Source organism: Undibacterium sp. Ji50W, assembly GCF_049340445.1.
In the GTDB taxonomy this organism is placed as follows: Bacteria; Pseudomonadota; Gammaproteobacteria; order Burkholderiales; family Burkholderiaceae_D; genus Undibacterium.
Window position 1 is genome coordinate 104199 of the sequence record NZ_JBMPOX010000009.1, and the last position, 26213, is coordinate 130411.

Sequence of the window (26213 nt, forward strand, 5' to 3'; positions counted from 1 at the left end):
AGGCACGCATTGCTTGCAAAGTATTGAATATCAGTACCAAGGGTAATACCAAGGGCAATAAAAAAGCGATGCCAGATCAATCTGGCATCGCTTTTTGCATCGGGTAAGCTGTATCAGAAATCGAATTGTGCTGACACTTTGTAAGTACGTGGCGCACCAGGGAATAAATAACCACCCAGTGACTGGGTCACATCGCGCCAGTAAAACTTGTTCAGCGCATTGTCGATATTAAAGCGCAGGGCCGTTGCCGTATTACCGATTTGTGTCGCATAGCGAGCCCCCAGATTGACGACATGGTAACCGGGCACGGTCACACTATTATCCGGGCTGAATACCTTGCTGCTGGCATATTGCCAGCTTGCATTCACATTCAAACCCTTGATTTCAGCTACAGCATAATCGGCATAGACAGTAGATTTGAAGCGCGGCACATTCATGACGCGCTTGTCGTCCAGGCTGCTGATGCCGGTGTTTTGCTGTTTGGCATCAAGGGCAGTCAGGCTGGCTCCCAGATTCAGTTGTGATGTCAGCCTGCCTTGTGCCGAGAGTTCCACACCTGTATGCAGGGCTTCACCATTGCTGACATAGGTATTGCTGCTATTGGTATATTCCAGCGGCTTCTTGATGCGGAAGATGGCTGCAGACAGGCTCAGGTCACGCTGTACATCTGCCTTCACACCGAATTCAACTTGTGTGGATTTGCCCGGGTTCAGCATTTTGTTTTCATTGCTGGTACCGAAAGGGGCAATGCCGCCATGCTCCAGGCCTTGAGCAAAACTGCCGTAGACAGAAACTTGTTGCACAGGTTTGAATACCAGCGCTGCCGTCGACAGGAACTTGTTCTGGTCATAGCCAGGATTATCCAACTGAGTGCGTGAAATATTCAAGCGACGCAGACCCAGATGCAGTTTCAGATTGTCTTGCAGGCTGATGATATCTTGTACAAAGGCAGACCATTCCTTGTCAGTACGACGCAATAAAACCGGGCCGGTTTTATTGGTGGATGGTGCTACTGCAACAGGGCGTAACAAATTACTGCTGCCCACATAGTCATACACGTAGTCACCAAAATAATCTTTACGTTGTGAATTGCTGAGGCCGACAGCCAGCTCATGCTGCATACCACCAAGACTGAATTTACCATTCAGTTGTGCTTGTGTACCCCACTGTGATTTGGATTCATTCACGCTCTGGTAGTCATACACATCATAGTCACCATTTGCGCAATAGCCGGGGTAAAGATTCGCTGCGCCACAGCCATAAGGGAAGGCCGTGTAATCATCACGTTTGAATTCATGCTTGTTGGCAGACAGGCTGGCTTGCCAGTCCTGGTTGATCTGGTATTCAAAACGCAAGCCCAGATTGCTGTTGCGGGTATCCACCGGTTTGGCCCAGGGCTGCGCATTCAGCATCAGGTCTGCTGGCACGCCGCGTGGCAAATCTGTGCCATTGAATAATTGAAAACCGGGAACCGACAACTGCGATTTATGTTGATAGTCAGCATCGATCTGTAGCAGTGCCTGTGGTGTGATATGCCAGTCAAATGCGGCGGATACAAACTGGCGTTCGCCATCCGCACCTTTGACATACGAACGCAAACGTTCACCGGCGGCATTGATGCGGATACCAAACTGGCGGTCGCTGGAATTATCGCTAATATCTGCTGCGCCATACAGCGTGCCACGTTCACTGATTTCCAGATTGACGGAACGCAACGGTGCACTGGTCGGGCGTTTGGTCACATAGTTGATGATGCCGCCCGGCGTTGCAAAGCCAGCCTGGAAACCGGCGATGCCCTTGAGTATTTCTATGCGTTCCTTATTTTCCAGCGGGATGGAGGCATCACCTGGAATGGCGAAACCATCCTTGCGGTAGCTGGATGAATTGTCGAGGGCAAAACCGCGTATCGAGAATTGTTCGGCATAGCCAATGGCATTGTAGGCGTCATTCACGCTGGCATCGAATTTCATCGCATCCGTGGTCTGGCGCACGCGCAAATCCTGCATCTGGCTACTGGTTATCACATTTACCGAAAAAGGGGTATCGACCAAAGCCGTTTCGATAAAACCGGATGCCTTGCTGCGTTCTGCTTTGCCTTCGGATGTCTTGTTGCCCGTTACCACGACTTCAGGCAGGGGTTTTTCTGTAGTCTGGGCCTGTGCCTGGGGTAATAATGCAAATGCCTGTGCAATGGAAAATGCCAACAGGGCAGGACGAAATGATGGTTCAGACATGGTGTGCTCTTTATTTGCGCTTTAATGCGTTGTGGATGGCAGCGCGGGAGCAAACAAAGAAACGGAAGGACGGGACTTTGCGCTTCCCTTCGCTGGCATTATCCAGATCAGGTAGAAGGGACTCTCTCACCCGGAAACATTTGCTTCCAGGACCCCTAGCGAAGCCCCTACTTTACCATGAAAGCGGGTACAAGACTTGTAACGTGACTTGAACAGTGGTTTGGTGTCTAGTGTAGTGCTGCAACACTACACTAGCGGAATCTCAATGTTATCAAGGAAAATTCCTTTAGGACTTACGCAAAACCGCCACAGCTGCGTTGCAGCTCCTCTCCTAGGAGCCGCGTACATTCGTCTGTCTTCGTCGCCGCACCTTGCTGGAACAATTTTGCGTAAGTCCTATCCTAAATAGTTGTTGAAACAACTGCATGTATAATTGGCAAATGATATTTGTTCGGGTCGCCCTTTATTCACGCTAGCCACATCCATCTCAATATGCTTATGTCCAATTTTCAGCGGTTATTTTTAAGTTTTTGCTTGCTCAATGCTACTTCAGCCATCGCCCAAGAAGCCACGCCTGCGCCAGAATACACACTGAAACGCGAAGACCCCTCGACTGGCTCGCGTATCAGGCAAGATGCAGTGACGGGTATCAGGGTACCTATCAATAAATCGTATGCTGAGTTGACGAGCGAGCAAAAAACCAAGGTGCGTTCATTGTATGAACACCTGGATGAAACGGATGAACCACCGTATCCATTAAAAGGTACCAAAGAAATTCTCAGGGCGATTTCAAATGCCCAGGATGTACTTCATCTACAAGGGGATTTGTCGGTCTTTGTTGAAGTCAATGCGGATGGAACGCCGAATGCCGTTGGCGTCATAAAATCACCGGATGAACGGATGACAAACTTGGTGGCGACGGCATTGATACATGAACGATATAAGCCAGGCTTGTGCAAGGGAACACCATGCAAAATGCAATTTCCCTTGCGTATCAAATTAGGCGTAACACAATGAACGTTAGTGGGCATAACGTTAAAAGCGGAGTGTCTTCCGCTTGCGCGAAGCCAAGCGGCACTAGTGAAATGGACTGTTAAAACCAAAATGTAATTGGCATATATTAACTTCGATATCGCGTAAACATTTTCTTGTAGTTTAACAGTCCATTCTCAGTTGGTTCAGACACCTATTTTGTTATGTTTTCTGGTTTTACAGATTATTTGACAAGTAATTTCTGCTCCAGTTGATTCAAGCGCGAGTCAATCTTTTTGTCGTTGTTCGCTGTGGCTGCATCGATAGCATTTTGTAGTTGGTTAGCATTTTTAATATTATCTTTTTGAACAATTTCCACTGTGCTTTGTAATTGATTTAAAGTATTTACGATATTTTTCTGAAATGAAATTGCATCTTGAGATAGCTGACTAGCTGCTTTGTCCATACTTGTTTGTGTACTTACTGTGGAGACTTTATTTCCTTGATCAGACAAAATTTTAGTTTGTGTTTGATCCAGGGACGCATTCACGATAGCCTTTGCAGTTTGCTGGGTGCAAATATCTGCATAACGTTCAAGAGCCATATACGCTTCTGTGAATGTTTTTGGTCGCAATGAAGAAGTTGTATCTGCAGTGCTGATAGTTTTTTCATTTTCTTTTTTTCGCATAAGCAGTCGTTCGGCTTGTTGATCTAGCGCTGTGAAAATGTGGTCTTTGACTTTGCTGGCGTTCGGAGCAAGAAGGAATGACTGTGAAAAATTATTTTCCACGCCATTTAGACCCGTGAATAATGCGCCAAATGTTCCGACAATGATTGAATTGGCTTTGCCGATACCTAGTAAAGTTGTGCCCAAATTCTGTATGACATTCTGATTATTCTGTGTATATGCAAACCTTGACTGGGATTCGGAGAGACTTGTAAACCAACGTAGACAGGATATATTGACGACGGTAATTCCTTTAGCTACGTAGTCGTCGATTGAGGTTTCGTTGGCCTGTGCATTAGCGGCTTTTGTTAGAGCCTCATAATATTCAACAAACGGGCGAGCTTCTGCTGAGTTAATTGTCTCTGTAGAAATACCCATTTTGTTTTTTAGCCGTCCATCATCATCTTGCCTGTGAATTTGAGGTGGTGAAATTCCGGCAAATGTTTTGTCTGTTGTAAATGGATTGAGGGCTGAGGCACAGCCTGTCAGAAAGACAGTCAGTGCTGTTGAGACTATTGAATTTACGGTTTTCATATTGACCCCTTAATTTATTTGCTGTATTGGCGGTAAGCCCTGTTAATTTTTTTGTGCTAGCTGAAACAGACTGGCATGGAAGACATCCATCAAACTTCAACCAAACGTAAAGTCCAAATGTCATCCGCCAGCTTGTTGTCTGTTACATAGCTATAAGGTATATAAAAATAACCTTTGTCACCCCAGTCAGCACCCCAGGAATTTTGAGCTATAAAATTTTGTGTGCTATCGTCATAACCCACCGCTAACACAGCATGTCCACCTATCGACTTCTCACCGCTATTTGGCAGTGTTAAGTGACCTGTATTGCGGACTTCTTCGCTAATTAAATTGCCGTAAGCTGTGAACCCGAATACGAATGGATAACCTTCTGCAAGACAGGCTTTGAGTTGACTTAAGGACTGAGTCAGGCGTTGATATTCGATGGATTGGGAGTTGCTTGCTTTTTCATAGCAAACCTGGTCTGGTTGGACGTTGAAGCGCTTGATGTTGTAACTCCAATCTACCTCTGGGCAGACGCCATCTTTGGCGATGGTTTTAAAGCCATCTCTTATGTAGGCTCCATGGTCGATTTCTTGTGTGCCCTCGATTACTCTTTCGTTGTAATAGATAAATAAACGTGAGGGCTGAAAAGCAGCTTCCGGCTTTTGGCGTAGTTGGCAAAAAAAATGCGCACTAGAAATTGCATTCGCAGTGCAAGACCCTAGTTGATCCTGGTTCAATATCTGTGGACATTTGTCACGTAAATCAATCTTGGGAGGTAAATTGTTGATTAACTCGAATGAAGCAGAATATGTGCGGTCCCGAATATCTGGTAGTTCTGGTTTCCATCCGAAATAGTAAGTAGTTTGAGTGCTGGCAAAGTTAGGCATGACGGTTCCTTTGTGAGGATATGAAATTTTTTTTCAGAAATAGGAGTTTTTAAGCATTGTTTGAGAACGTCTGGCACACGTTAAGTCTGCTCTTTCTTTCTGTATTGCTAATACTAGGATGGCAACTATTGATGAGGAATAGCTAGAAATGGGGAGGGGCTTGCCTGTAACTGTGATCTAAGATGATCAGAACGGATCTTGTCTCAGCCTGAAAATGGCAGTGCGCTTCGTGTGTTTTTCCGTATATCCCCATTTCTGGTAGTGACATTTATCAGGAAATCACGTATTTTTCTGTTATGAGCAAAATGACATCAAAAATAGGCGTAGTGTTAGTCGAAGATGATTTGGCAACCGCACAGCGATTCAGTGCTTCCATTGCGCGTTCTGATCATATGCAGCTTTTGTTTGTGGCTTCGACAGGTCGGGATATGTTGAACTGGCTTATGAATAATCGTGCCGATGTATTGCTGAGCGATCTGGGCTTGCCTGATATCAGTGGCATTGATGTGATTCGATATTGTGCAAGCCATCATCCTGAGACGGACATTATGGTGATAAGCATGTTTGAGGATGAGCAGCACGTAATGGCCAGTATCGAAGCAGGGGCATCTGGATATTTATTAAAGGATGCTTTGGACGATGATATTGAAAAGCAGATTCTGATGCTGCGCGCGGGTGGCGCACCGATGACGCCATTAATTGCCAGGTTGGTTTTACGTAAGTTCCGTAAGGAGCAGACCGTAGTTGCTGATGAGCCGCCAGGAGGTGCATTGACTCCGCGTGAAATGGAGGTATTGAACTATATCTCGCGTGGTTTTAAATACGCAGAAGTGGCGCGATTGCATGAAGTATCGATACATACGGTGCACGCGCATATCAAGAATATTTACGTAAAATTAGCAGTGCATTCTAAGAGCGAAGCAGTGTATGAGGCCAGCAGGTTGGGGTTATTAAAATAATTCAAATTAATATTGGGAGGAGTCATGCCGATCGCTATACAGAGTGCTTTTCCAGCACCGGAATCCTTAAGGACTGGTGATTTATTATTTCCACGACCACCAGACGCCGTAATTCCCATGATTCAGATGCTGAGTCAAAACTTGCTGAGCCCGGCTTTCAATGCTGATTTTGTTTCAGGAGCGCAGCTTAACGACGACCTTGTACTGGATCAAACAAGTAGTCAAATCTGGACTGCATCCGACGTTGGGAATTTGCTTGAAAAAACTGTCGAGCAATTGAAAGATGATATGCAACCTTTCAAATTTGTTGAAAATAATTTGCTCAGTGAGGCTTTTGCTGTACATGACTTGCTTACGTCTTTTTTTCCTGAAATGGACGGCATTTTTAACCCAGGTCAAACGCTTGCTGAATTCTTGAAAAATCCTCTTGCAATGATTTTTCGTGCAGGACTAGGCGGGCCGTTTAATGAACTAAGTTTAACGAATTTTGATGGACATCTGGGACCGTATTATATTGGTCATGTAGCTATGGTTTTGAAACAGGGCAATGAGGTATTCGTGATTGAAGCAAATGCTTCGGATTTTAGCCACTACCGTGTTGCACTTCATCCTTACCTAATGCAAGATGAACCGATTGTGAAGGACACAGATCCCAATAATGCTCGCATAGAGCGCATGCGTGGTTGGTGCAATCGTAAATTGGCCAAAGGAGACCTAATTTGGGCTGCAAGACCCAAACTTGATGAACCTCAATGGGCAGCAGTAAAAGAAGAAATTGAAACTCAAGCCAAGTTAATGCTAGGCAGGCCATATGATATGTTTGATTCCAAGATACTTGGAGATGATGACTGTATCTACTGCAGCGAGTTTATTTACAATGCCTGGTTGAAAGGTGCAGGTCTGGATTTATCGGATCAAGCCATATGGAAATGGGTGCTGGAACTGACACTTAACTTGGCGAATCTAAGTGCTGGTGCAACTAAAGTACTTTCTGACTTATTGCAGAAAGAACTAAGTAGGGCTGGCATTGACTTGGCCGCTAAATTTCCGTGGATGACACCAAAGATGCTGTATCACAGTCAAAACTTGGACACCAATAAATTCAGGCCTTTAGGTCAAAATGTACCGTACGCCTGACGTGCAAAAATAAGGGTGATTTGTGTGTTCGATACTGAATTGCCCCGTTTAATTTTTTTCGATTTTTCAATCTCTAATTTCTCGCTGAGCTTCAGAAATTGGCAATATCAAATTAAGTACACTCCCATTTGAAGAGGATTCCAACTGCAATTGCATCCCGCATTCACTTGCCCTCTTATGCATATTAATCAAGCCTCGACCTGTAGAGAGAGCGCTTGTATTAAAACCGTTTCCATTATCCTGAATTGACACGCAAATAGATTCCGCATTTACCGCTGTAGTGACAGATACAACACTTGCCCGAGCGTGCTTAATAATGTTTGTAAATGCTTCAAGAAATATTCTTTGAATGTGCTGCACTTTTACCGGCGTCATGTTCTGTATTGCCGGAAGTTCGTCAACTTGCCAAATTAACTCAATGCCAGCTACGTTAAACCGATGCTCAAGGCGATAACGCAAAGCGCCCAGCAAATTGCCTAAATCTCCTTCCATAGGTTCTAATGCATCGATGATTAATCTAAGTTCGTCAATTAACTCCCTTACTTGCTGTTCCATGACAGCTGGGTGCATCGTTTCTGTCCGAACGTGATTTAACATGCCTACAAGTTGAGAGCCAAAACCATCATGCATATCTCGCATAATTCGTTGGCGCTCTAAAATTACTGCTTCTTTAATTTGAGCGGACTTCTTTTCCGCATTGGCAATTTCAAGTTTGCTTAGAGCTTTACTCAAATTATTCCGGGTTCGTAACAGGCTGCGACGAGCAGCTTGCACAGAACGCGCAAACCGGCGAGCCATGATGATACTCATCGCCAGCATAAAAAAAAGAATTGAAAATCGTGCTAGCGCAAATGTCTGATAACCTTGTCTGGTATATAGCACGACAATATGATCATAGATACCAAAAGACAATGCAATGACTGCTGCACCCAGTAAAATATTGTTTTGAAAGGTAGTATTTTTCTTCCATTTTATAAATAGCAAAATAACGGTCAGAAAAACATAAAGCAACATTAACAATAACCATAAATTCCTGGCCTGGTAATTCTCGCCAAAGCTATACAAAAAAGTTAGCAATGCTGTCAGAGACATAAAAATAGTCACGCCTTTTTTAGTCCAGACTGGCTTCATTCTTAGTATATTGACAGTGCTAACAATCAGGCAGGCAACAGAGCCACCGTAAGCCATGTCGATGATCCACCCCCACCATTTGTATGGCAGGACAGGTTCTGTCGTTAAGGCATAACTGGTACGAAACCCCCACAACAGAGCAGATAAACCAAAAATCACATAAGTACGAGACCCTGACGCCCATCCAAAGCCACAAAAAAGCAATGATAAAAACATGCAAATACTGATCGTGGCTAACGATCCTCCCACTTGCCATGCCATACGCTGTTCAAACATGGGATTAATCTCTGTGAGAGGCCCGACCCAAACTTCTGATAACCCTGCATAGCGTGCTGCCTCGCCAGCAACCGTCACGGTAATATGATTTATACCCACATTCAAAATATGCTTTGCGATGTGGAACATATGGGGAGTTTGAACAAAATCTTTTTTGGAATCCGATAGCTCACCCTTACTTCCTATGATGTGACCGTTAATTTCCACCAGCAATCTATTACCAGCCCTTGGCAAGTAGATAGCATATGTCTGTGAGATATTGTCTTTGAGATTTATAGACATGGAATACCTAAAAACTCCAGATCGCATGGGTTTATATACATTCCAGGAATCTGGCAAGTCTATAAGTGTTTCTTGTTGAACCCCGCCGCTCAAATTGCTCAAGTGTGCTTTGTCCAAGCGCAACACTTGTCCATGTGCAAAACCGTGCCCGCCCAGCAAGAGTATCAGTAGCCAGAACACAAAAACCACAGGTCTTTGGAAGAAGGCAATCATTGCGCAAGCATCCCTAGTTCTGGTGATTCAATCAAAATAAAACAAGCGGTAGACTATTGACATTAAACTATGTCAATATAAATTAAGCAACACCCGTGTGTGTTTCACACACACTTTCCACTTCACTTCTATAGGGAGATAAGCATGATCACGATTCGGGACTTGACCGGGCTCAATCAGACTGAGATTTCATCCATGCCTCTCATTACCGATCAGGTACCGGTGCAAACTCATGTTCAAAATCTTGCAGCTGGAGAAAAACTGTCGGTTGCAGGTTCACGCCACAGTCAAGGTGGTCAAGCGACGTGTACGGGGCATGTAATGCTTGTAAGTGAATTGATGGACAAAATTATTGCGGTTAATGTCAATGACAACACGATTACAGTAGAAGCGGGAGCTACATGGTCACGTGTGCATCACCAACTCAATAAGTTTGCATTGGCCCCTTTAGTTCATCAGTCATCACCTGGCTTTTCTGTCGGCGGTTCACTCAGTGTCAATTGTCATGGACGCGATCCACGTATGGGACCTCTGTCGTCTACAGTAAAGAGCTTAAAACTGCTTTTGCCAGATGGCAGCATACAATCAAATGTAACGCCTGACAGTGATCTGGCGAAGGCTGTCCTAGGCGGCTACGGTAGTTGTGCCATCATATTGGAAGCCAGCTTGCAGGTTTGCCCAAATGAAATGCTGGAACAAGAATCTGAGCTTATGAGCCTGGCTGAATATCAGACCTTCATCGATAGCAAGGGAAGTGGAAGTGACCCTTGGCCAGATATGCACTATGCATGGTTGTCCTTTGACCCAGATAAGCTCTACGAAAACGTTCTGAGAGTGAGCTACAAAAATAAACAAAAACTCGCATGGAAAGACGAGAAACTGGACATAGAGCAATGGGTAACCGGGGAATTTACCCGTGGAGTCTGGAGTAAGGCACGTGAAGATAAAGTAGCACGTAGCAAATTATGGAAAGGCATCGTAAGCTATTATACAAATTCAAACCCCATCAAGAGTCGCATGAACTGGATGCGTTCATCCATTTCTTTTGTCATGCACAAGGGTGAAAAAGAAACTGATTTATTGCAGGAATATTTTGTACCTGTTGCGAATCTACAGTCATTCGTAGAAAAACTGAAAACCATTATTTACCCAGGAGACGGGAGTGTTCGCGTGATGAGTACAACCGTAAGAATAGTGCAGGCAGAAAAGAACGGGGAAACGACATTCTTGTCCTATTGCCCGACACAGACCATGGCATGTATTGCGGTCGATCTCAATGTGGATATAGAAAATGGCAAACCCAAGCCCTCAGTCATTGGTTGCTTCAACAAAGCCATACAATTAGCAATGGCAGAAGGCGGTACGTATTATTTACCTTACTATCGCGCTGCTGACAAAGCACTTTTTCAAAAAGCTTATCCAGGCTATATAAATCAACAAAAAATCATCACCAGCACTAACCCACATCGCAAATTTGACAATGATTTTTTAAATAGTTATTTCTAAAAAAAACTGGAATGTTTTTCAAAAAAAATTGGATTTAGTCAGAACTTCTTTAATATCATTGTTACGATGTTTTTACCTTTTGTCCGCTTAAATTTATCCATAAGCCTTCTGCGGAGTACACAATCAGCGCAGCCCAGATGGCTACAAAGCCGAGCATTCTGCCAGAATCAAAAGGCTCGTGATACAGCCATACGCCGAGCAGCAACTGCACCAGTGGCGACATGTATTGCAACAAGCCCAGTGTGGTCATGGGTATGCGCCTTGCGCCAGCGGCAAACAGCAGCAGCGGGATGGCGGTGATGGGGCCGCTGACCAGTATCAGCATTTTGATGTCGATGTCGCCGCTGATGAAGGCATTCTGGCCGTGCATACCCATCCAGACCAGATAGCCAAGGGCAAACGGGAAGAGCAGGGTAGTTTCCAGCGACAGACCTTCCAGCGCACCCAGGGGCGAGGTTTTGCGCAACAGGCCATAGGTGCCAAAGGAAATGGCCAGGATCAGGCCTATCCATGGCAGGTGACCGGCTTGCCAGGTCAGCCAGGCCACACCACACGCTGCCAGTGCAACCGACAGCCATTGCACAGGGCGCAGGCGTTCACGCAGCCAGACCGAGCCGATGAGGATGTTCACCAGCGGTGTAATAAAGTAGCCAAGACTGGCATCAATGATATGACCGTGATTGACGGCCCAGATATACACAAACCAGTTGGCAGACAACAGCAGGGCACTGATGGCAAAGCCGGCGATTAGTTTGGGTTGACGTGCTGCTTCACTGATCCATGACCATTGCTTGCGCCAGGTCAGCACACCAAGCAAGAACAGCAGCGACCAGACCATGCGATTCAGCAGGATTTCTAAGGCGGGCACTTCATGCAGGGCTTTGAAATAGATAGGGAAAAGGCCCCACAGCAAATACGCGGAGCCTGCAAACAAGATACCTTTACGCATCGTTGCCAATCAAAATATAAGCCTGGCAGACCAGGCGAGATCGCTATTATCGCCTTAAAGCCGAATGCTTGCTTTGATAGGGCTTACGCAAAAGCGCCCCAGCTGTGTTGCATAAGTCCTGTTAGCCTTATTTTGATCTGGCTGTTGCCAGGTGTTTGCATAGTGCTTCGGTACCGTCGAGTATGCGTGGCCCGGCGCGATTCAGCCAGTCACCTTTGACGGTGTAGAAATGATTCTTTTTGACGGCGGTCAGGATGGGAAATTGTTGCCAGTCGGCCAGTGCTTCCACGTTGTCGCCTGTGGTCAGCATTATGTCGGGATTGGCTGACAGCACCGCTTCAGTGGTGATGGTGGAACTGAGTTCCTTCAATTTGCCGAATACATTTCTGCCGCCACACAGGCGTATTGCATCTGACACCATGTGATCATCATTGAGTGTCATCAGTGGCCGGCGCACCATCTGGTAAAACACGCTGACCGGCGTGGCAGAGGCGGGCAGGGCATAGGTCTTGCGCAGGTGGTCCAGGCGCTGGCGAAATTTCTGTGCTGCGGCCTGACCAACTGCATCAGTGCCTGCCAGACTTGCCAGCCGTTCTATCGAGGTCGCCACCATTTCAAAATCATGGGGTTCGCTTTCGAAAACGGTGATGTTATTGCTGCGTAATTTGTTGGCCAGTATCTTGGCATTGCCGGTTCCCCAGATAATCACCAGATCAGGTTTCAGTGCCAGCAGGCGTTCCAGGTCGAGGGCGAAGATATTCCCTATCGAAGGCAGTTTCTTTGCTGCTTCGGGGTAGTCGCTGTAATCGGTGACGGCAACAATCTGCTTCCCTGCACCGGCTTCAAACAATAACTCGGTAATGTGCGGTGCCAGGCTGATGATGCGTTGTGCTGGTTTGGCCAGGGTCACCTGGCGCTGCGCATCGTCCAGTACGGTGATGGCAGTTTTTCCTGTAGCCGTAGCCGCAGAGGCTGCTGCACATACACCGGCAAGCACCAGCATGCAAGTAAGGCATAAGCGTTTCAGCAGCGGTTTCGCGGCTAGCAGAATGCGCATCAAATTTCCAGATTGTCGATCAGGCGCGTGCCGCCCAGTTTGGCAGCAGCTACGACGACCAGTTGCGCTTTCTGTGCAATGTCACCGGCAGACGGTGGTTGTAAATCAGCGCGCTTGCGGATGGAGATGTAATCCGGTTTCCAGTTGCGTGCGGCCAGCCTGGCCATGGCTTCCCGTTCCAGTTCGAACATGTCGAGATGGCCGGCGCTCACTTCAGCAGCAACTTCATTCAGGGTTTGGTACAGGGCAGGTGCTTCGGCGCGTTCTGCTGCAGACAGATACATATTGCGCGAAGACAGGGCCAGGCCATCATCTGCACGGTAGGTTTCTGCAGCGATGATTTCGGTTGGCAGGGCAAATTGCTTGCTCATGTTACGGACGATCATCAACTGTTGATAATCCTTTTTCCCAAACACGGCAACACGCGGCTGTACGCATGAAAACAGTTTCAGCACGACCGTAGTGACGCCGGTAAAAAAGCCGGGACGGAATTCACCTTCAAGGATATTGCCCAGATCATCCGGCGGGCGCACGCGGTATTCTTGTGGTTCTGGATACAGGTCTTTTTCCGTCGGTGCAAACAGCACATAGACGCCTTCTTTTTCCAGCTTTTCTACGTCAGCCTGGAAGGTGCGCGGGTATTTGTCGAAATCTTCATTCGGGCCAAATTGCAGGCGATTGACGAAAATCGATGCGACCACAGGGTCGCCATGTTTTTTTGCCAGGCGCATCAGGGATAAGTGTCCCTCATGCAGATTGCCCATGGTCGGTACAAATGCGGTACGCAATTGTCCGCTTAACTGGTCGCGCAACTCTTCAATGGAGGAAACGATTTTCATGGTGCAGCTCTATAGTAATAAATAAGTTTTTTATCAGTGCCAATGGATGACGCATCAATATGCATCAAAACGCATCCAGACGCATCAATCAGGCTGGCGAATAGGCCAGGCGCACATAAATCGGCGCAAAGGCTTCGGCCTGGGTGATTTCTATCAGTGTTTCCTTGGCCAGTTCAAGCAGGGCGACAAAATTGACGACCAGCACAGGGGCACCGCGACTGGGGTCGAACAGATCAGAGAATTCTACAAATTTGGCTGACTGCAATTTACGCAAAATGCCGGTCATGTGTTCGCGTACAGATAATTCTTCCCGACTGATTTTGTGATGTGCTACCAGCGTTGCCCGCTTCAGCACATCGGCCCAGGCGGACTGCAGGTCGGCAATCTCTACCTGCGGCCAGTGCAGGACGGTATGTTGTTCAATGAAGACCTGGGCATGCAGGAAATCGCGCCCCAGTTGCGGCACTGCATTCAGGTCATAGGCGGCCAGTTTCATTTGCTCATATTCGAGCAGGCGGCGTACCAGCTCGGCGCGTGGATCATCGGCTTCATCGCTGTCGGCACTTTTGTTCGATGGCAGCAGCATGCGTGATTTGATTTCAATCAGCATGGCGGCCATCAGCAGGTATTCTGCAGCCAGTTCCAGATTGTGTTTGCGTATCTGATCCACATACTGCAGATATTGCAAGGTGACTTGCGCCATCGGAATATCGAGGATGTTGAAATTTTGTTTGCGTATCAGGTACAGCAGCAGATCCAGCGGGCCTTCAAATGCTTCCAGGAAAATTTCCAGGGCATCCGGCGGGATATACAGATCGGTAGGCAGCTTGAACAGCGGCTCGCCATATAATTTGGCAAAGGCCAGCCCATCGACAACATCAGGTGTGCTGTCAACTGCGCCAACCAGTGGCAACTCGGTTGGCGGCAAGGCATTGGTGGTTGTCACAAGCTTCTCTATTTACGGGCGGGTATGGGCTAGTGTGGGCGGATATGGGTGGTATCAGCCCTTGTTTTGATAAACGTAAGCTTGCTGGTTGATGCGCGACTCAAGCTGGCGCTTCTGGGTATCGAGGTCGACCGGTTGTTTGTCCCACAGCAGGGCACGACCATCGCGCTGGCTTTGTTCCAACGCAGGATTGGTTTTTTTCAGGTCTTTGATGAACTGACTTGCTTCGGATTCGTATAAGGGGAATTGCTTGGAGAATTTCATAATTTGAAATAAACACGAAAAGGTCGGATAAAGGCGCATTTTACTCCGGTTTTGACCGGGAACTGCTTTCGCCTGCGAAGTAAAGCTATCGATGTGGCTACAGATGCTGCTCCCAACAAGGCTTCAGATCATGCCGGGAACTTACAGGTCTTTGGCATCCAGCCATTTTCTGACATGGACAGGGCGGTATGCGGTAAATTTCAGCAAGAGGCTGGCGGCATCATTGTCGATATATAACAAGTCCAGATGGGCTGCTCGCAGGAAGCCTTGCTCTACGGTATGCAGCAAGAAATCATGCAGTTTCTGGTAAAAGCCATTGATGTTGTATAAACCGACCGGTTTTTCATGAAAACCCAGTTGCGACCAGGTCAGGACTTCAAACAGTTCTTCCAGCGTGCCTATGCCGCCAGGCATGGCAATAAAACCATCCGACAGGTCTGCCATCATGGCTTTGCGTTCATGCATATTGCTAACTATATGCAGCTCAGTCAGGCTGGTATGGCCGACTTCCTTGTCCATCAATGCCTTGGGGATGACGCCGGTGACTTGTCCACCCAGGCGCAATACTTCATCGGCAATGATGCCCATCAGGCCGACATTGCCGCCACCATAGACCAGGCGTAATTGCTGGCTGACCAGTTGTGCTGCCAGTTGCCGGGCGCCAGCCGCATAGTCAGCCGTGACGCCGGGTAAAGAGCCACAATAAACGCAGACCGTTTTCATACCGGATGTCATGCCGGATTCATCTTGCGCAGGTAGTCTTGCGAGAGTTTTTCAAAGACATTCTTGGTTTCGCCACGCAGATAAGGGCTGATCAGCACGATGACCTGATAACAGCCGCGCGCCAGCGAGTCTGACATGGTCTGTAATTCAGTGTATTTGCGCGGATTGCGCACATATTCATACGACAGCCAGTAAGTGGCTACCACCACCATATTGGTGGCCAGGGCATTGATATCCATGTCAGTGGCTTCAAACTCGCCATCGGCGCGCAGGCCGTTGCACAATTCGGTCGCGACCTTGATTTTGTGGGTCAGGATTTGCTTGAAATTCAGTTCCAGCTTGCGATTCCTGGACAGCAGGTCATTGAGGTCGCGGTAAAAAAAACGATAACGCCAGACCAGTTCAAATGTCAGGTGCAGGTAGGTCCAGATATCCTGGATATTCGCCTTGCGGCCTTCAGGGAAGGACAGCTTTTTATTGATTTCCGTTTCGAACTGGGTAAAGATGGAATTGACGATATCATCTTTGTTGCGAAAATGGTAATACAGATTGCCGGGAGAAATATTCATTTCCTCCGCAATCACGGTCGTGGTGATGTTTGGTTCACCGAATTCATTGAAAAGGCGCAGGGATAATTCCAGTATGCGTTCCCTGGTGCGACGAGGAGCTTTGTGTTGCATGTCATTCTTCTCGATAAATTATTTCATAAGAATAACATTGAAAAGCCAACATCAACAGCAGATCAGGTGTCAGAACTCGCTTTGAGTTCGTTTTCGGAAGGAATGTGGATCAATCGCGTCTTGGCAAGTTTGTCGTGCAGAAACTGTCCCTGTTTGTCCAGACGGGTCGTCATGGCCCAGCCGATGACTCCAGCGGTGACGAGCAATACCGTGGGCCATTCTTTCAGGCCTAGCTGATAATTCAATGCCATGGCTGGCAAAAACCACATCCATGCCAGGCAATACCGCACGATGGCCTTCACCACAGGTAATTTGCCGCCATCCAGGTCTACCGCCTTGATGCGCCAGGTCTGCATTGCCAGGGTCTGGCCGCTGCGACTCCAGCAAAATACAAAGTAGGCACCGATCACCAGAAACAGCCAGAACTGGCGCGCATGACGCAATACCAGCGCATGCCGGCTTTGTGTCAGTACATCAAAAATCCAGTCAGACACAAAAACAATGCCAAACAACAGCATGCCTTCATAAACCATGCAAATCAGACGGCGACGTAATGGTGGAGCAGTAAGTTCAGAATTCACAGATTTATTTGGCAGAGCCCTGAGATGCAGTAGCGCTGGCAGGCGCTGCGTCTGTCACTGTCGCGACGGAAACCGGGGCAGGTGTAGCAGAAATGGCTGGCGCCGACGCACTGACTGGCTGTTGGGCCAATGGTGCAGCTATTGGTGGCGTGGCTTTGACTGTGACAGCAGGCTTGGGGCCTACTTTGAGAGGGGCCAGGATTTTTGGGTTTTTCAGTGCGTCAGCCGGAAGATTGGTGACGCTTTTCTTTTTCTCGTTTTCAGAGGCCAGGCGTTTTTTCTCGTCCTCGCTCAATTGCTGGTATTGCTGCCACTGGGCAGACTTGTGTTCCGGCTTGAGTTGGGTGGATTTTGCATAGTTTTCGCGTGCAGCCATACGTTGTTCTGGTGTCAGTTTGACCCAGTCACGCATGCGTTCTTGCAATCTGGCTTGCTCGTCAGGCTTCATCGTTGCGTAACGATTGGCGATTTCCAGCCATTTTTTCTTGCCCAGTTCGGACATCCTGTCCCATTCAGGGCTGAGTGATGTCAGGGCCTGCTTTTGGGTGGGGCTGAGTTCTACCCATAAAGGTTTGGCATAGCTGGAGCTTGCCGCGCCATTGGCTGGCTTGGCATTTGTTTGTGGTGCGAGCGCAGTGCTACCACCGGCAAAAGCCGGTGATAATGAGAAAAGCACAACAGTAAGACACAGCAGATCTCGCATTAAGTGCAACGTCACGCCTATTCCTCCGTTTTGTTCAAATAGGCAGTGAACCCGGTATCAACATAAGCGGCTGGCGGCAATTCATCAACCAGAACGGCAGTGTCGATATCTGCCAGCTCATTGATGTTTTGCTGTTGTTCATATTCATAAATGCCTATCAGGCCGGCCACCAGCACCAGCAGTGGCAGGGCGATACCCAGCTTGCCCATCCAGGAACCAGGTCCCTGGAAAGAAAAACCGGAATTGCCGGCCAGCACGCCTTTAAATGCCAATACAGCAACAGGTGCTTCCTGTTTCTTGCGTGCCATGGCCATTTTACGAGCCTGTGCTAACCTATCCAGAGTTGGCACAGAGAGGCTTTCCGCTGATTCATTCAGCGCTCGTCTTACCTTGTAAGCAAATTCAAGGTCTTTCGCTTCTTTTGAATAATTCATAGGTGAATTCCTTTAGCCTTTAGTGTGACGGCCAATGCGTGTGTTGCTCTGGAGCAGTGTGTTTTGACGCTGCCTTCTGAGCAACCCATTGCAGCGGCGGTCTCCGCTACATCCATGTCTTCCCAATAACGCATGAGGAAGGCTTCCCGTTGACGCGCAGGAAGCTTTTTTATTTCTTCGTCAATTATATTCAGAACCTGCTCGCGTTCTATCTTGTCGGCGCTGGATTCTGAGGCTTCTGTTCCTTCTTCTGCCGCATAACTTTCCAATAAGTCAAAATTGTCATCATCCTGGTTATTGGCCGGGGTAATGCTGGAAAACAGGCTGACCCAGGTATTGCGCACTTTTTCCCTGCGGAAAAAATCCAGAATGGTGTTTTGCAGTATGCGCTGAAACAGCATGGGCAATTCGGCGGCAGGCTTGTCACCATATTTTTCCGCGAGTTTGATCATTGCTTCCTGGACAATGTCTAAAGCAGATTCCTCATTGCGGACGGTATACACGGCGTGCTTGAAAGCACGACGCTCTACACCTTCCAAAAAGCTGGATAATTCTTTGTCTGTGGCCATCGTTGGCAGTTACGTTGCGGGCAGTTACGTTGTAATTACGTGTTTAGTCAGGTATTTAAGCAGGCACCAGTTCCTGATCTGATTGGATTTCTTTAGGAAGATGCCAGCACTCAAAATTGCGCACATGCTAGCAAAAATACGCGTTTATGTCCTGCATTTCGTTAAGAATAGTTTTTATGATAATCAAATTTATTATAATAACTCGCTTTTTACTGTGAATTTTCCTTGACCAAAATGCTGCGACGCAGTACCTTGTGAGTCCGCTCCAAAATCTCGGGGCACAAAATGCTTGTCTGGAACAGCCCACAATGCTGACACCGACGGGTTCGCTTTAAGAAGCTGTTTGTTCTGACCCATGCCACAAGCGTGAGAAGTCTGTCGTTGTAAAGCCTTAATACTGATTGAACGAGTGCACTAAGCCTTGCCTGGCACCACATCCAACGGATGTGTAAAGGGGAATGTGACCGCACATAAAGGGATTTCAGCTTTCCGGTCTTGCATGTCGATTTCGCCAGGAAAGAACATCCGATCAATCTCCTATGGACCTTGAAAGGACACAATTTATGAGTTCAGAATTTACAGGCGCAGAGATACTTGTCAAGTGTCTGGCCGAAGAGGGTGTTGAGCATGTGTTCGGATATCCGGGCGGTGCCGTACTCTATATCTATGATGCAATTTTCAATCAGGACAAGTTTCAACATATCCTGGTGCGTCACGAGCAAGCTGCAGTACATGCCGCTGATGCCTATTCCCGTTCATCCAATAAAGTCGGTGTGGCTCTGGTCACTTCCGGGCCTGGTGTTACCAATGCGGTGACCGGTCTGGCTACTGCTTATATGGATTCCATACCCATGGTGATCATTTCAGGTCAGGTTCCCAGTGCCGTTATCGGCCAGGACGCCTTCCAGGAATGCGACACCGTTGGTATTACCCGTCCCTGCGTAAAGCATAATTTTTTGGTGAAAGACGTCAGAGACCTGGCCGAGACCGTCAAGAAGGCATTCTATATTGCGACGACAGGTCGTCCGGGTCCTGTGCTGGTGGATATCCCTAAAGATATCAGCATGCACAAAACTACCTACAGCTACCCTAAAGAAGTCGAAATGCGCTCTTACAAGCCAGTCGACAAAGGGCATGCAGGACAAATTCGCAAGGCTGTGCAACTGTTGTTGCAGGCTGAACGTCCGATGATTTATACCGGTGGCGGCGTGATTCTCGCGCATGCAGCGCCGGAACTGAATAAACTGGTTGATACACTCGGTTTCCCATGCACCAATACCCTGATGGGTCTGGGTGGCTACCGTGCCAGCGATGAAAAATTCGTCGGCATGCCAGGCATGCATGGTACCTACGAAGCCAATATGGCCATGCAGCACTGCGACGTGCTGATCGCCATTGGCGCACGTTTTGATGACCGTGTGATCGGCAACCCGAAACATTTTTCTTCGCATCCACGCAAGATCATTCATATTGATATTGATCCATCGTCGATTTCCAAACGCGTCAAGGTTGATATTCCTATCGTTGGCAATGTCAAGGATGTGTTGCAGGAAATGCTGTCACAACTGAGTGCAGTGGAGACGCGTCCTGATCCCAAGGCGCTGGCCGCCTGGTGGAAGCAGGTCAATGAATGGCGTGCTCGTGATTGCCTGAAATACCCGACTTCCAGTGAAGTCATCAAGCCACAATCCGTTGTTGAAAAAGTCTGGGAAGTCACTAAGGGCGATGCCTTTGTAACCTCTGACGTTGGTCAGCATCAGATGTGGGCAGCACAGTACTATCGCTTCGACAAACCACGTCGCTGGATCAATTCTGGCGGCCTGGGCACCATGGGTGTGGGCTTGCCGTATGCCATGGGCGTGCAGATGGCCAATCCGGATGCGACTGTCGCCTGTATCACTGGCGAAGCTTCGATACAGATGTGCATACAAGAGCTGGCAACCTGCAAGCAATATCACCTGACACCAAAAATCATCTTGTTGAACAACCGCTTCCTTGGCATGGTCAGGCAGTGGCAACAGATTGATTATGGCTCACGCTATTCCGAGTCTTACATGGATTCTTTGCCTGACTTTACCAAGCTGGTAGAGGCCTACGGCCACGTTGGCATGAAGATAGAAAATCCGGCAGACGTGGATGGCGCAGTGCGTGAAGCCTTTGCCATGAAAGACAGACTGGTATTCATGAATTTCATTACTGATCAAACCGAGAATGTCTGGCCTATGGTCAAGGCAGGCAAGGGCTTGACTGAAATGTTGCTGGGTTCGGAGGATCTGTGATGAGACATATTATTTCCATCCTTCTCGAAAATGAAGCCGGTGCCTTGTCGCGCGTGGTCGGTCTGTTTTCTGCCCGTGGTTACAACATTGAAACCCTGACCGTTGCGCCGACTGAAGATGCCACCTTATCGAGGATGACGATCGTGACCTCCGGTTCCGATGACATCATCGAGCAGATCACCAAGCACTTGAACCGCCTGATCGAGGTAGTCAAGGTGGTTGACCTGACCGAGGGCGCGCACATAGAACGTGAACTGATGCTGATCAAGGTAAGAGCGGTCGGCAAGGAACGCGAAGAAATGAAGCGCACCGCAGATATTTTCCGTGGCCGCATCATTGATGTCACCGAAAAGACCTACACCATAGAATTGACCGGTAATAAAGGTAAATTGGATGCTTTCATTGATTCAATCGACCGCACGGCCATTCTGGAAACGGTACGTACCGGTGGTTCAGGCATAGGGCGCGGCGAACGCATCCTCAAGGTTTAGCAATTCAGGCATTTGCTGTTATTTGCCAATTCTCTACAAAAATACTTAATTATTAGGATACAAAATGAAAGTTTTCTACGACAAAGATTGTGATCTCTCCCTGATCAAAGGCAAAAACGTTGCTATCATCGGCTACGGCTCCCAAGGCCATGCCCATGCGCAAAACCTGAATGATTCCGGCTGTAAAGTGACTGTCGCCCTGCGTAAAGGCGGCGCGTCCTGGGACAAGGCAAAAAATGCCGGTCTGAACGTTGCTGAAGTGAATGACGCAGTCAAAGCTGCCGACGTCATCATGATTTTGCTGCCTGATGAAAACATCGCCCAGGTGTATGCTGAAAACGTTGCACCACACGCCAAACAAGGCGCAGTGCTGGCATTTGCCCACGGCTTCAATGTTCACTACGGTCAAGTCGTGCCACGCGCTGACCTGGACGTCATCATGATCGCTCCTAAAGCACCTGGCCACACTGTACGTGGTACTTATAGCCAGGGTGGCGGCGTGCCTCACCTGATCGCTGTATATCAGGACAAATCCGGTTCTGCCCGTGACATCGCCTTGTCTTACGCCATGGCTAACGGCGGTGGCCGTGCTGGCATCATCGAAACCAACTTCCGTGAAGAAACAGAAACCGATTTGTTCGGTGAACAAGCTGTTTTGTGCGGTGGTGCAGTTGAACTGATCAAAGCTGGTTTTGAAACGCTGGTCGAAGCTGGCTACGCGCCAGAAATGGCTTACTTCGAATGCCTGCATGAACTGAAACTGATTGTTGACCTGATCTATGAAGGCGGTATCGCCAACATGAATTACTCGATCTCCAACAATGCAGAATACGGTGAATATGTGACTGGCCCGAAAGTCGTCACAGAAGACACCAAAAACGCCATGCGCCAATGCCTGAAAGATATTCAGACTGGCGAATACGCGAAGAGCTTCATCCTGGAAAACAAAGCAGGTGCACCAACTTTGATCTCCCGCCGTCGCTTGACTTCTGAACACCAGATCGAAGAAGTGGGCGCGAAATTGCGTGCCATGATGCCATGGATCGCCAAGAACAAACTGGTCGATCAAAGCAAGAACTAATTGCTGAGATTACCGGGCATCATCCAGCGTGCGCTCGTAGGCGCACGCAGCTAGAAGGCTAAAAGTCGTCCACTTGGACGACTTTTTTTACGCCTTCAAGTGCACTTGGATCGCTAAAAACAAACTGGTTGATCAAAGCAAGAACTAATTGCTGAGATCGCCGGGCATCATCCAGCGTGCGCTCGTAGGCGCACGCAGCTCGAAGACTAAAAATCGCCCGCAGGGGCGATTTTTACTTTGTGGGTCTTATGATTGCTTATCAGATCTGTGCATTAAATTTTAATTAAATGTAAATGAAGATGTATATTGGAGGCCGGACCGTGAACGAGGCATGTCTCTGAGTTTGTTTTCACCGGCAATAATCGGGGTTATACTTCGCACACTTTTGCATCCCTTGCACAGGCAAGTGACCTATTCCACAGATTACGATAGCAAGAATGGCACCTATACTAAAACGAAAGCCCAAAGGCAGTTTCAAGTTGTTCCCCAAGAGTATGCGCAAGAACTCGGCTGCGAACGGGCATGAGGGGGACGATGTACGCGTGCCGGCCAAACCCAGGCGCGGGATTTATTTGTTGCCGAATGCTTTTACGACGGCAGCCCTGTTCTGCGGGTTCTACGCCATTGTGATGGCGATGAATCAACGTTTTGACCAGTCTGCACTGGCGATCTTTGTGGCCATGGTGCTGGATAGCCTGGATGGTCGCGTGGCGCGTATGACCAATACTCAAAGTGAATTTGGGGCCCAGTACGACAGTTTGTCAGACATGATTTCTTTCGGTGCAGCGCCAGCGCTGGTTGCCTATGAATGGTCGTTAAAGGGCATGGGCAAGCTGGGATGGCTGGCTGCCTTTGTGTATTGTGCCGGTGCTGCTTTGCGCCTGGCACGCTTCAATACCAATATTGGGATTGTCGATAAACGCTACTTCCAGGGCTTGCCTAGCCCTGCAGCTGCGGCCCTGGTGGCAGGCTTTGTATTGTTGATGGAAGACTTGCATTTCCCTGGCCGTGAGCTGAGCTGGAGTACCTGGAGCATTACCCTGTTTGCCGGTTTGACGATGGTGACCAATGTGCCTTTCTATAGCTTCAAAGATGTCAATTTACGTCGTTCGGTGCCGTTTATCGCCCCATTTCTGATTGTATTGGCCTATGTGGCTGTGGTCAGTGACCCACCCAAGGTGTTATTTGGTTTGTTCGTCTTGTATGGTTTGTCTGGTTATGCCGTGTTGCTATGGCGCTGGCGCAAGGGCAGGCCGGTCAGCCTGGTGCAGACCAGTGTCGAGCCACATGAAGAGAAATAATATTTGAGAATATGTGCGCCGGATAATATTCGGCATTTTGCAAGAAAAGTCGCCATACAGAAAATGTATCGCGGCTTTTTTGTTTTTCTGCCTGAGAAAAATGGGATTTTGCTGCTATAAATTCTTGCACTTTTCTGCAATCGCGCTTATAGTCTTTGGCATGAACTTCGCATCCACATCAATAGCAAAAAACACTATGGCAGGCCTGTCTGGTCTGCTATCGCTATTGCTGGCATCTCTACTAGCGGTTACGCGCTAAATTCCCCATACCCACAATTCGAGTAGTCTCACCACCCATGTGCGTCTTGCAAGGGTAGGCTAGAGAATATTCACAATTTACAGTTTCATCTCATATCAATTTTGTAAATTCTGTTTTTTTAAATTTATCTCAGGAGCAATATCATGGCTGACAAACTCATCATATTCGACACAACCTTGCGCGATGGCGAACAATCACCTGGTGCATCCATGACCAAGGATGAAAAAATCCGCATTGCCAAGCAACTGGAAAGAATGAAGGTCGATGTGATTGAAGCCGGTTTTGCCGCAGCGTCGCCAGGTGATTTTGAATCCATCAAGGCGATTGCCTCCATCATCAAGGATTCCACGATTTGCTCACTGTCGCGCGCCAATGACCGTGACATCGCGCGTGCCGCCGAAGCCTTGCAGGCCGCGCAGCGCAAGCGTATCCATACGTTTATTGCGACTTCTCCTTTGCATATGGAAAAGAAATTGCGCATGACGCCAGACCAGGTGCTGGAGCAGGCGATACAGGCCGTGCGCTATGCCCGCAACTTTACGGATGATGTCGAATTCAGTCCGGAAGATGGCAGCCGCTCGGACATGGATTTCCTCTGTCGCGTGCTGGAGGCAGTCATCAAGGAAGGCGCAACGACCATCAATTTTGCGGATACCGTTGGTTATGCCGTGCCTGAACTGTACGGCAATATGCTGAAATCCCTGCGTGAACGCATCCCGAATTCCGACAAGGTGGTGTGGTCGGTACATTGTCACAACGATCTGGGCATGGCGGTGGCCAATTCCCTGGCGGGCGTCATGATAGGTGGTGCACGTCAGATCGAATGCACCATCAATGGCCTGGGTGAGCGCGCAGGAAATACTGCGCTTGAAGAAATTGTCATGGCAGTGCGCACCCGCAAGGATTATTTTGATCTGCAACTGGGTATTGATATCAGCCAGATCGTGCCTGCATCCAAGCTGGTGTCGCAAATCACCGGCTTTGCCGTGCAGCCGAACAAGGCCGTGGTGGGGGCAAATGCCTTTGCGCATGCATCCGGCATCCATCAGGATGGTATTTTGAAAGCGCGTGATACCTATGAAATCATGCGTGCCGAAGACGTGGGCTGGAGCGCGAATAAACTGGTCCTGGGTAAATTGTCTGGCCGTAACGCCTTCAAACAGCGTTTGGAAGAGTTGGGCATCGCATTGGAATCAGAGGCTGAAGTCAATGCAGCCTTTGCCCGTTTCAAGGAACTGGCCGACCGTAAGTCTGAAATATTCGACGAAGATATCCTTGCCCTGGTGTCTGATGAAGAGCATGCGCAAAACAACGACGCCTTCCATTATGTTTCTCTTTCGCAACGTTCTGAAACTGGTGAGTTGCCATTTGCTAAAGTCGTATTTACTTCAAACGGCAAGGAAGTCAGTTGCGAAGCGAACGGTAATGGCCCGGTTGATGCCATGGTCAATGCGATTGATTCCAAGGTGCAGAGTGGGGCAGAGCTGTTATTGTTCTCGGTGAACGCGATCACGACTGGTACGCAATCACAGGGTGAGGTCACCATGCGTTTGTCCAAGGCTGGCCGCATCGTCAATGGCGTCGGCGCTGATCCTGATATCGTTGTTGCTTCAGCGAAAGCCTATTTGTCGGCATTGAATAAATTGCAATCAAAGACTGAGAAACTGAATCCCCAGATTTAAAGCAGGATTTGATTCCGGCTTAAAACGGTGGTATAGTCACGCGTCCTGTCATTCCGGCGGGATTGCTATTTCACGATAACGATGGTTTTGTAGCTGTTTTTATAAAAACGGCGACTCTTGTTATCGCATGTTAAGGAAAATTATGTCTATCGAAAAAAATGCAAAAGCCGCTATCGTAGCGGACAATGCCCGTGGTCAAAATGACACAGGCTCTCCTGAAGTGCAAGTTGCTTTGTTGACTGCACGTATCAATGACCTGAATGGTCACTTCAAAGCGCACTCTAAAGATCACCACTCCCGTCGTGGTTTGATCATGATGGTTAACCGTCGTAAGAGTCTGCTGTCTTACCTGAAAGGTAAAGACCTGAATCGCTATCGCTCACTGATCGAAAAACTCGGCTTGCGTAAGTAATTCTTGCTGAGCTTAGCAAATCATTGGTAGTAAAAAGCCTGCGTCAGTCGTCTGTCGCAGGCTTTTTGTCTATGTAGAGTTTTAGTTTCTCCCAGTTTTAGCCCGGTTTTTAACGGAAAT

Annotated in this window: 25 protein-coding genes and 1 riboswitch; of the genes, 10 read left to right on the plus strand and 15 right to left on the minus strand. The window is 48.1% G+C overall.

The features are described 5' to 3' along the window. Nucleotides 1-113: 113 nt before the first annotated feature. Nucleotides 114-2234 (minus strand): TonB-dependent siderophore receptor, encoded by a 2121-nt coding sequence (locus tag ACO0K9_RS14810; protein ID WP_422986182.1) that lies wholly within the window; start codon nt 2232-2234, stop codon nt 114-116. Nucleotides 2235-2301: 67 nt separating this feature from the next. Beyond that, nucleotides 2302-2401: riboswitch (TPP riboswitch) on the minus strand. A gap of 367 nt (nt 2402-2768) precedes the next feature. Here ACO0K9_RS14810 and ACO0K9_RS14815 point away from each other — a divergent pair. Continuing rightward, a complete protein-coding gene (locus ACO0K9_RS14815; protein ID WP_422986184.1) occupies nt 2769-3251 on the plus strand; it encodes a hypothetical protein in 483 nt (160 codons plus the stop codon). Between the two features lie 199 nt (nt 3252-3450). On the opposite strand, the gene ACO0K9_RS14820 is transcribed toward ACO0K9_RS14815, so the two are convergent. Then, complete coding sequence (locus ACO0K9_RS14820; protein WP_422986186.1) at nt 3451-4467, minus strand: hypothetical protein; 1017 nt, start codon at nt 4465-4467, stop codon at nt 3451-3453. An 89-nt stretch (nt 4468-4556) separates the two neighbouring features. Continuing rightward, entirely contained in the window at nt 4557-5339 is a 783-nt protein-coding gene (locus tag ACO0K9_RS14825) for a C1 family peptidase (protein WP_422986188.1), read from the minus strand. A 296-nt stretch (nt 5340-5635) separates the two neighbouring features. Here ACO0K9_RS14825 and ACO0K9_RS14830 point away from each other — a divergent pair, with 296 nt between their 5' ends. Together ACO0K9_RS14830 and ACO0K9_RS14835 are read left to right on the plus strand one after the other, a co-directional pair. Then, on the plus strand, nt 5636-6298 hold the full coding sequence (locus ACO0K9_RS14830; protein WP_422986190.1) for a response regulator: 663 nt from the start codon (nt 5636-5638) through the stop codon (nt 6296-6298). A 24-nt stretch (nt 6299-6322) separates the two neighbouring features. Beyond that, a complete protein-coding gene (locus ACO0K9_RS14835) occupies nt 6323-7435 on the plus strand; it encodes a YiiX/YebB-like N1pC/P60 family cysteine hydrolase (RefSeq protein WP_422986192.1) in 1113 nt (370 codons plus the stop codon). 66 nt (nt 7436-7501) lie between these two features. Here the strand turns inward: ACO0K9_RS14835 and ACO0K9_RS14840 are convergent, their stop codons facing one another. Then, a complete protein-coding gene (locus ACO0K9_RS14840; protein ID WP_422986194.1) occupies nt 7502-9337 on the minus strand; it encodes an ATP-binding protein in 1836 nt (611 codons plus the stop codon). 144 nt (nt 9338-9481) lie between these two features. Between ACO0K9_RS14840 and ACO0K9_RS14845 the strand changes: the two genes are divergently transcribed. Then, nucleotides 9482-10843 carry an FAD-binding oxidoreductase gene (locus ACO0K9_RS14845; RefSeq protein WP_422986196.1) on the plus strand — a complete coding sequence of 454 codons (1362 nt, stop codon included), beginning with the start codon at nt 9482-9484 and terminating at the stop codon, nt 10841-10843. Nucleotides 10844-10904: 61 nt separating this feature from the next. Here ACO0K9_RS14845 and rarD read toward each other — a convergent pair whose 3' ends face one another. From rarD to ACO0K9_RS14900, 11 genes are all read right to left on the minus strand, one after another. Then, complete coding sequence (gene rarD, locus ACO0K9_RS14850) at nt 10905-11792, minus strand: EamA family transporter RarD (RefSeq protein WP_422986198.1); 888 nt, start codon at nt 11790-11792, stop codon at nt 10905-10907. A 127-nt stretch (nt 11793-11919) separates the two neighbouring features. Continuing rightward, entirely contained in the window at nt 11920-12849 is a 930-nt protein-coding gene (locus tag ACO0K9_RS14855; protein WP_422986200.1) for a cobalamin-binding protein, read from the minus strand. Further along, nucleotides 12849-13688, minus strand: a complete 840-nt coding sequence (gene panC, locus ACO0K9_RS14860; RefSeq protein ID WP_422986202.1) for a pantoate--beta-alanine ligase — start codon at nt 13686-13688, stop codon at nt 12849-12851. The genes ACO0K9_RS14855 and panC overlap by 1 nt, the downstream gene beginning before the upstream one ends. A gap of 88 nt (nt 13689-13776) precedes the next feature. Further along, the gene (locus tag ACO0K9_RS14865; RefSeq protein WP_422986204.1) at nt 13777-14634 is read right to left on the minus strand and encodes a segregation and condensation protein A; all 858 of its coding nucleotides are present in this window, start codon (nt 14632-14634) and stop codon (nt 13777-13779) included. Between the two features lie 54 nt (nt 14635-14688). Beyond that, the gene (locus ACO0K9_RS14870; RefSeq protein WP_422986206.1) at nt 14689-14898 is read right to left on the minus strand and encodes a DUF3460 family protein; all 210 of its coding nucleotides are present in this window, start codon (nt 14896-14898) and stop codon (nt 14689-14691) included. Between the two features lie 141 nt (nt 14899-15039). Beyond that, on the minus strand, nt 15040-15621 hold the full coding sequence (locus ACO0K9_RS14875) for a TIGR00730 family Rossman fold protein (protein WP_422986341.1): 582 nt from the start codon (nt 15619-15621) through the stop codon (nt 15040-15042). Nucleotides 15622-15629: 8 nt separating this feature from the next. Beyond that, nucleotides 15630-16301: a TetR/AcrR family transcriptional regulator gene (locus ACO0K9_RS14880; RefSeq protein ID WP_422986208.1), complete on the minus strand. Its 672-nt coding sequence runs from the start codon at nt 16299-16301 to the stop codon at nt 15630-15632. A 62-nt stretch (nt 16302-16363) separates the two neighbouring features. Next, the gene (locus ACO0K9_RS14885) at nt 16364-16882 is read right to left on the minus strand and encodes an RDD family protein (protein WP_422986210.1); all 519 of its coding nucleotides are present in this window, start codon (nt 16880-16882) and stop codon (nt 16364-16366) included. A gap of 4 nt (nt 16883-16886) precedes the next feature. Continuing rightward, complete coding sequence (locus ACO0K9_RS14890; protein ID WP_422986212.1) at nt 16887-17600, minus strand: DUF3106 domain-containing protein; 714 nt, start codon at nt 17598-17600, stop codon at nt 16887-16889. Nucleotides 17601-17602: 2 nt separating this feature from the next. Beyond that, nucleotides 17603-18019 (minus strand): DUF3619 family protein, encoded by a 417-nt coding sequence (locus tag ACO0K9_RS14895; protein ID WP_422986214.1) that lies wholly within the window; start codon nt 18017-18019, stop codon nt 17603-17605. Beyond that, nucleotides 18016-18588 carry an RNA polymerase sigma factor gene (locus tag ACO0K9_RS14900; protein ID WP_422986216.1) on the minus strand — a complete coding sequence of 191 codons (573 nt, stop codon included), beginning with the start codon at nt 18586-18588 and terminating at the stop codon, nt 18016-18018. The genes ACO0K9_RS14895 and ACO0K9_RS14900 overlap by 4 nt, the downstream gene beginning before the upstream one ends. 563 nt (nt 18589-19151) lie before the next feature. Here ACO0K9_RS14900 and ACO0K9_RS14905 point away from each other — a divergent pair. From ACO0K9_RS14905 to rpsO, 6 genes are all read left to right on the plus strand, one after another. Continuing rightward, complete coding sequence (locus ACO0K9_RS14905; RefSeq protein ID WP_422986218.1) at nt 19152-20867, plus strand: acetolactate synthase 3 catalytic subunit; 1716 nt, start codon at nt 19152-19154, stop codon at nt 20865-20867. After that, nucleotides 20867-21358, plus strand: coding sequence for an acetolactate synthase small subunit (gene ilvN / locus ACO0K9_RS14910; protein ID WP_162059361.1), 492 nt, complete (start codon nt 20867-20869; stop codon nt 21356-21358). Before ACO0K9_RS14905 ends, ilvN begins: the two co-directional genes overlap by 1 nt. 64 nt (nt 21359-21422) lie before the next feature. Then, on the plus strand, nt 21423-22439 hold the full coding sequence (gene ilvC, locus ACO0K9_RS14915) for a ketol-acid reductoisomerase (protein ID WP_110253979.1): 1017 nt from the start codon (nt 21423-21425) through the stop codon (nt 22437-22439). 437 nt (nt 22440-22876) lie between these two features. Next, complete coding sequence (gene pssA, locus ACO0K9_RS14920) at nt 22877-23740, plus strand: CDP-diacylglycerol--serine O-phosphatidyltransferase (RefSeq protein ID WP_422986220.1); 864 nt, start codon at nt 22877-22879, stop codon at nt 23738-23740. A 402-nt stretch (nt 23741-24142) separates the two neighbouring features. Next, on the plus strand, nt 24143-25681 hold the full coding sequence (locus ACO0K9_RS14925) for a 2-isopropylmalate synthase (protein ID WP_422986222.1): 1539 nt from the start codon (nt 24143-24145) through the stop codon (nt 25679-25681). A gap of 142 nt (nt 25682-25823) precedes the next feature. Further along, nucleotides 25824-26093, plus strand: a complete 270-nt coding sequence (rpsO, locus tag ACO0K9_RS14930; RefSeq protein WP_110253976.1) for a 30S ribosomal protein S15 — start codon at nt 25824-25826, stop codon at nt 26091-26093. The last annotated feature ends 120 nt before the right edge of the window (nt 26094-26213 follow it).

What these genes read in the sequence shown, in the direction of transcription:
- ACO0K9_RS14810 (WP_422986182.1), bottom strand. Translation starts at nt 2,234, where the DNA reads ATGTCTGAACCATCATTTCGTCCTGCCCTGTTGGCATTTTCCATTGCA.
- ACO0K9_RS14820 (WP_422986186.1), bottom strand. Translation starts at nt 4,467, where the DNA reads ATGAAAACCGTAAATTCAATAGTCTCAACAGCACTGACTGTCTTTCTG.
- ACO0K9_RS14825 (WP_422986188.1), bottom strand. Translation starts at nt 5,339, where the DNA reads ATGCCTAACTTTGCCAGCACTCAAACTACTTACTATTTCGGATGGAAA.
- ACO0K9_RS14830 (WP_422986190.1), top strand. Translation starts at nt 5,636, where the DNA reads ATGAGCAAAATGACATCAAAAATAGGCGTAGTGTTAGTCGAAGATGAT.
- ACO0K9_RS14835 (WP_422986192.1), top strand. Translation starts at nt 6,323, where the DNA reads ATGCCGATCGCTATACAGAGTGCTTTTCCAGCACCGGAATCCTTAAGG.
- ACO0K9_RS14840 (WP_422986194.1), bottom strand. Translation starts at nt 9,337, where the DNA reads ATGATTGCCTTCTTCCAAAGACCTGTGGTTTTTGTGTTCTGGCTACTG.
- ACO0K9_RS14845 (WP_422986196.1), top strand. Translation starts at nt 9,482, where the DNA reads ATGATCACGATTCGGGACTTGACCGGGCTCAATCAGACTGAGATTTCA.
- rarD (WP_422986198.1), bottom strand. Translation starts at nt 11,792, where the DNA reads ATGCGTAAAGGTATCTTGTTTGCAGGCTCCGCGTATTTGCTGTGGGGC.
- ACO0K9_RS14855 (WP_422986200.1), bottom strand. Translation starts at nt 12,849, where the DNA reads ATGCGCATTCTGCTAGCCGCGAAACCGCTGCTGAAACGCTTATGCCTT.
- panC (WP_422986202.1), bottom strand. Translation starts at nt 13,688, where the DNA reads ATGAAAATCGTTTCCTCCATTGAAGAGTTGCGCGACCAGTTAAGCGGA.
- ACO0K9_RS14870 (WP_422986206.1), bottom strand. Translation starts at nt 14,898, where the DNA reads ATGAAATTCTCCAAGCAATTCCCCTTATACGAATCCGAAGCAAGTCAG.
- ACO0K9_RS14875 (WP_422986341.1), bottom strand. Translation starts at nt 15,621, where the DNA reads ATGAAAACGGTCTGCGTTTATTGTGGCTCTTTACCCGGCGTCACGGCT.
- ACO0K9_RS14880 (WP_422986208.1), bottom strand. Translation starts at nt 16,301, where the DNA reads ATGCAACACAAAGCTCCTCGTCGCACCAGGGAACGCATACTGGAATTA.
- ACO0K9_RS14895 (WP_422986214.1), bottom strand. Translation starts at nt 18,019, where the DNA reads ATGAATTATTCAAAAGAAGCGAAAGACCTTGAATTTGCTTACAAGGTA.
- ACO0K9_RS14900 (WP_422986216.1), bottom strand. Translation starts at nt 18,588, where the DNA reads ATGGCCACAGACAAAGAATTATCCAGCTTTTTGGAAGGTGTAGAGCGT.
- ACO0K9_RS14905 (WP_422986218.1), top strand. Translation starts at nt 19,152, where the DNA reads ATGAGTTCAGAATTTACAGGCGCAGAGATACTTGTCAAGTGTCTGGCC.
- ilvN (WP_162059361.1), top strand. Translation starts at nt 20,867, where the DNA reads ATGAGACATATTATTTCCATCCTTCTCGAAAATGAAGCCGGTGCCTTG.
- ilvC (WP_110253979.1), top strand. Translation starts at nt 21,423, where the DNA reads ATGAAAGTTTTCTACGACAAAGATTGTGATCTCTCCCTGATCAAAGGC.
- pssA (WP_422986220.1), top strand. Translation starts at nt 22,877, where the DNA reads ATGGCACCTATACTAAAACGAAAGCCCAAAGGCAGTTTCAAGTTGTTC.
- ACO0K9_RS14925 (WP_422986222.1), top strand. Translation starts at nt 24,143, where the DNA reads ATGGCTGACAAACTCATCATATTCGACACAACCTTGCGCGATGGCGAA.
- rpsO (WP_110253976.1), top strand. Translation starts at nt 25,824, where the DNA reads ATGTCTATCGAAAAAAATGCAAAAGCCGCTATCGTAGCGGACAATGCC.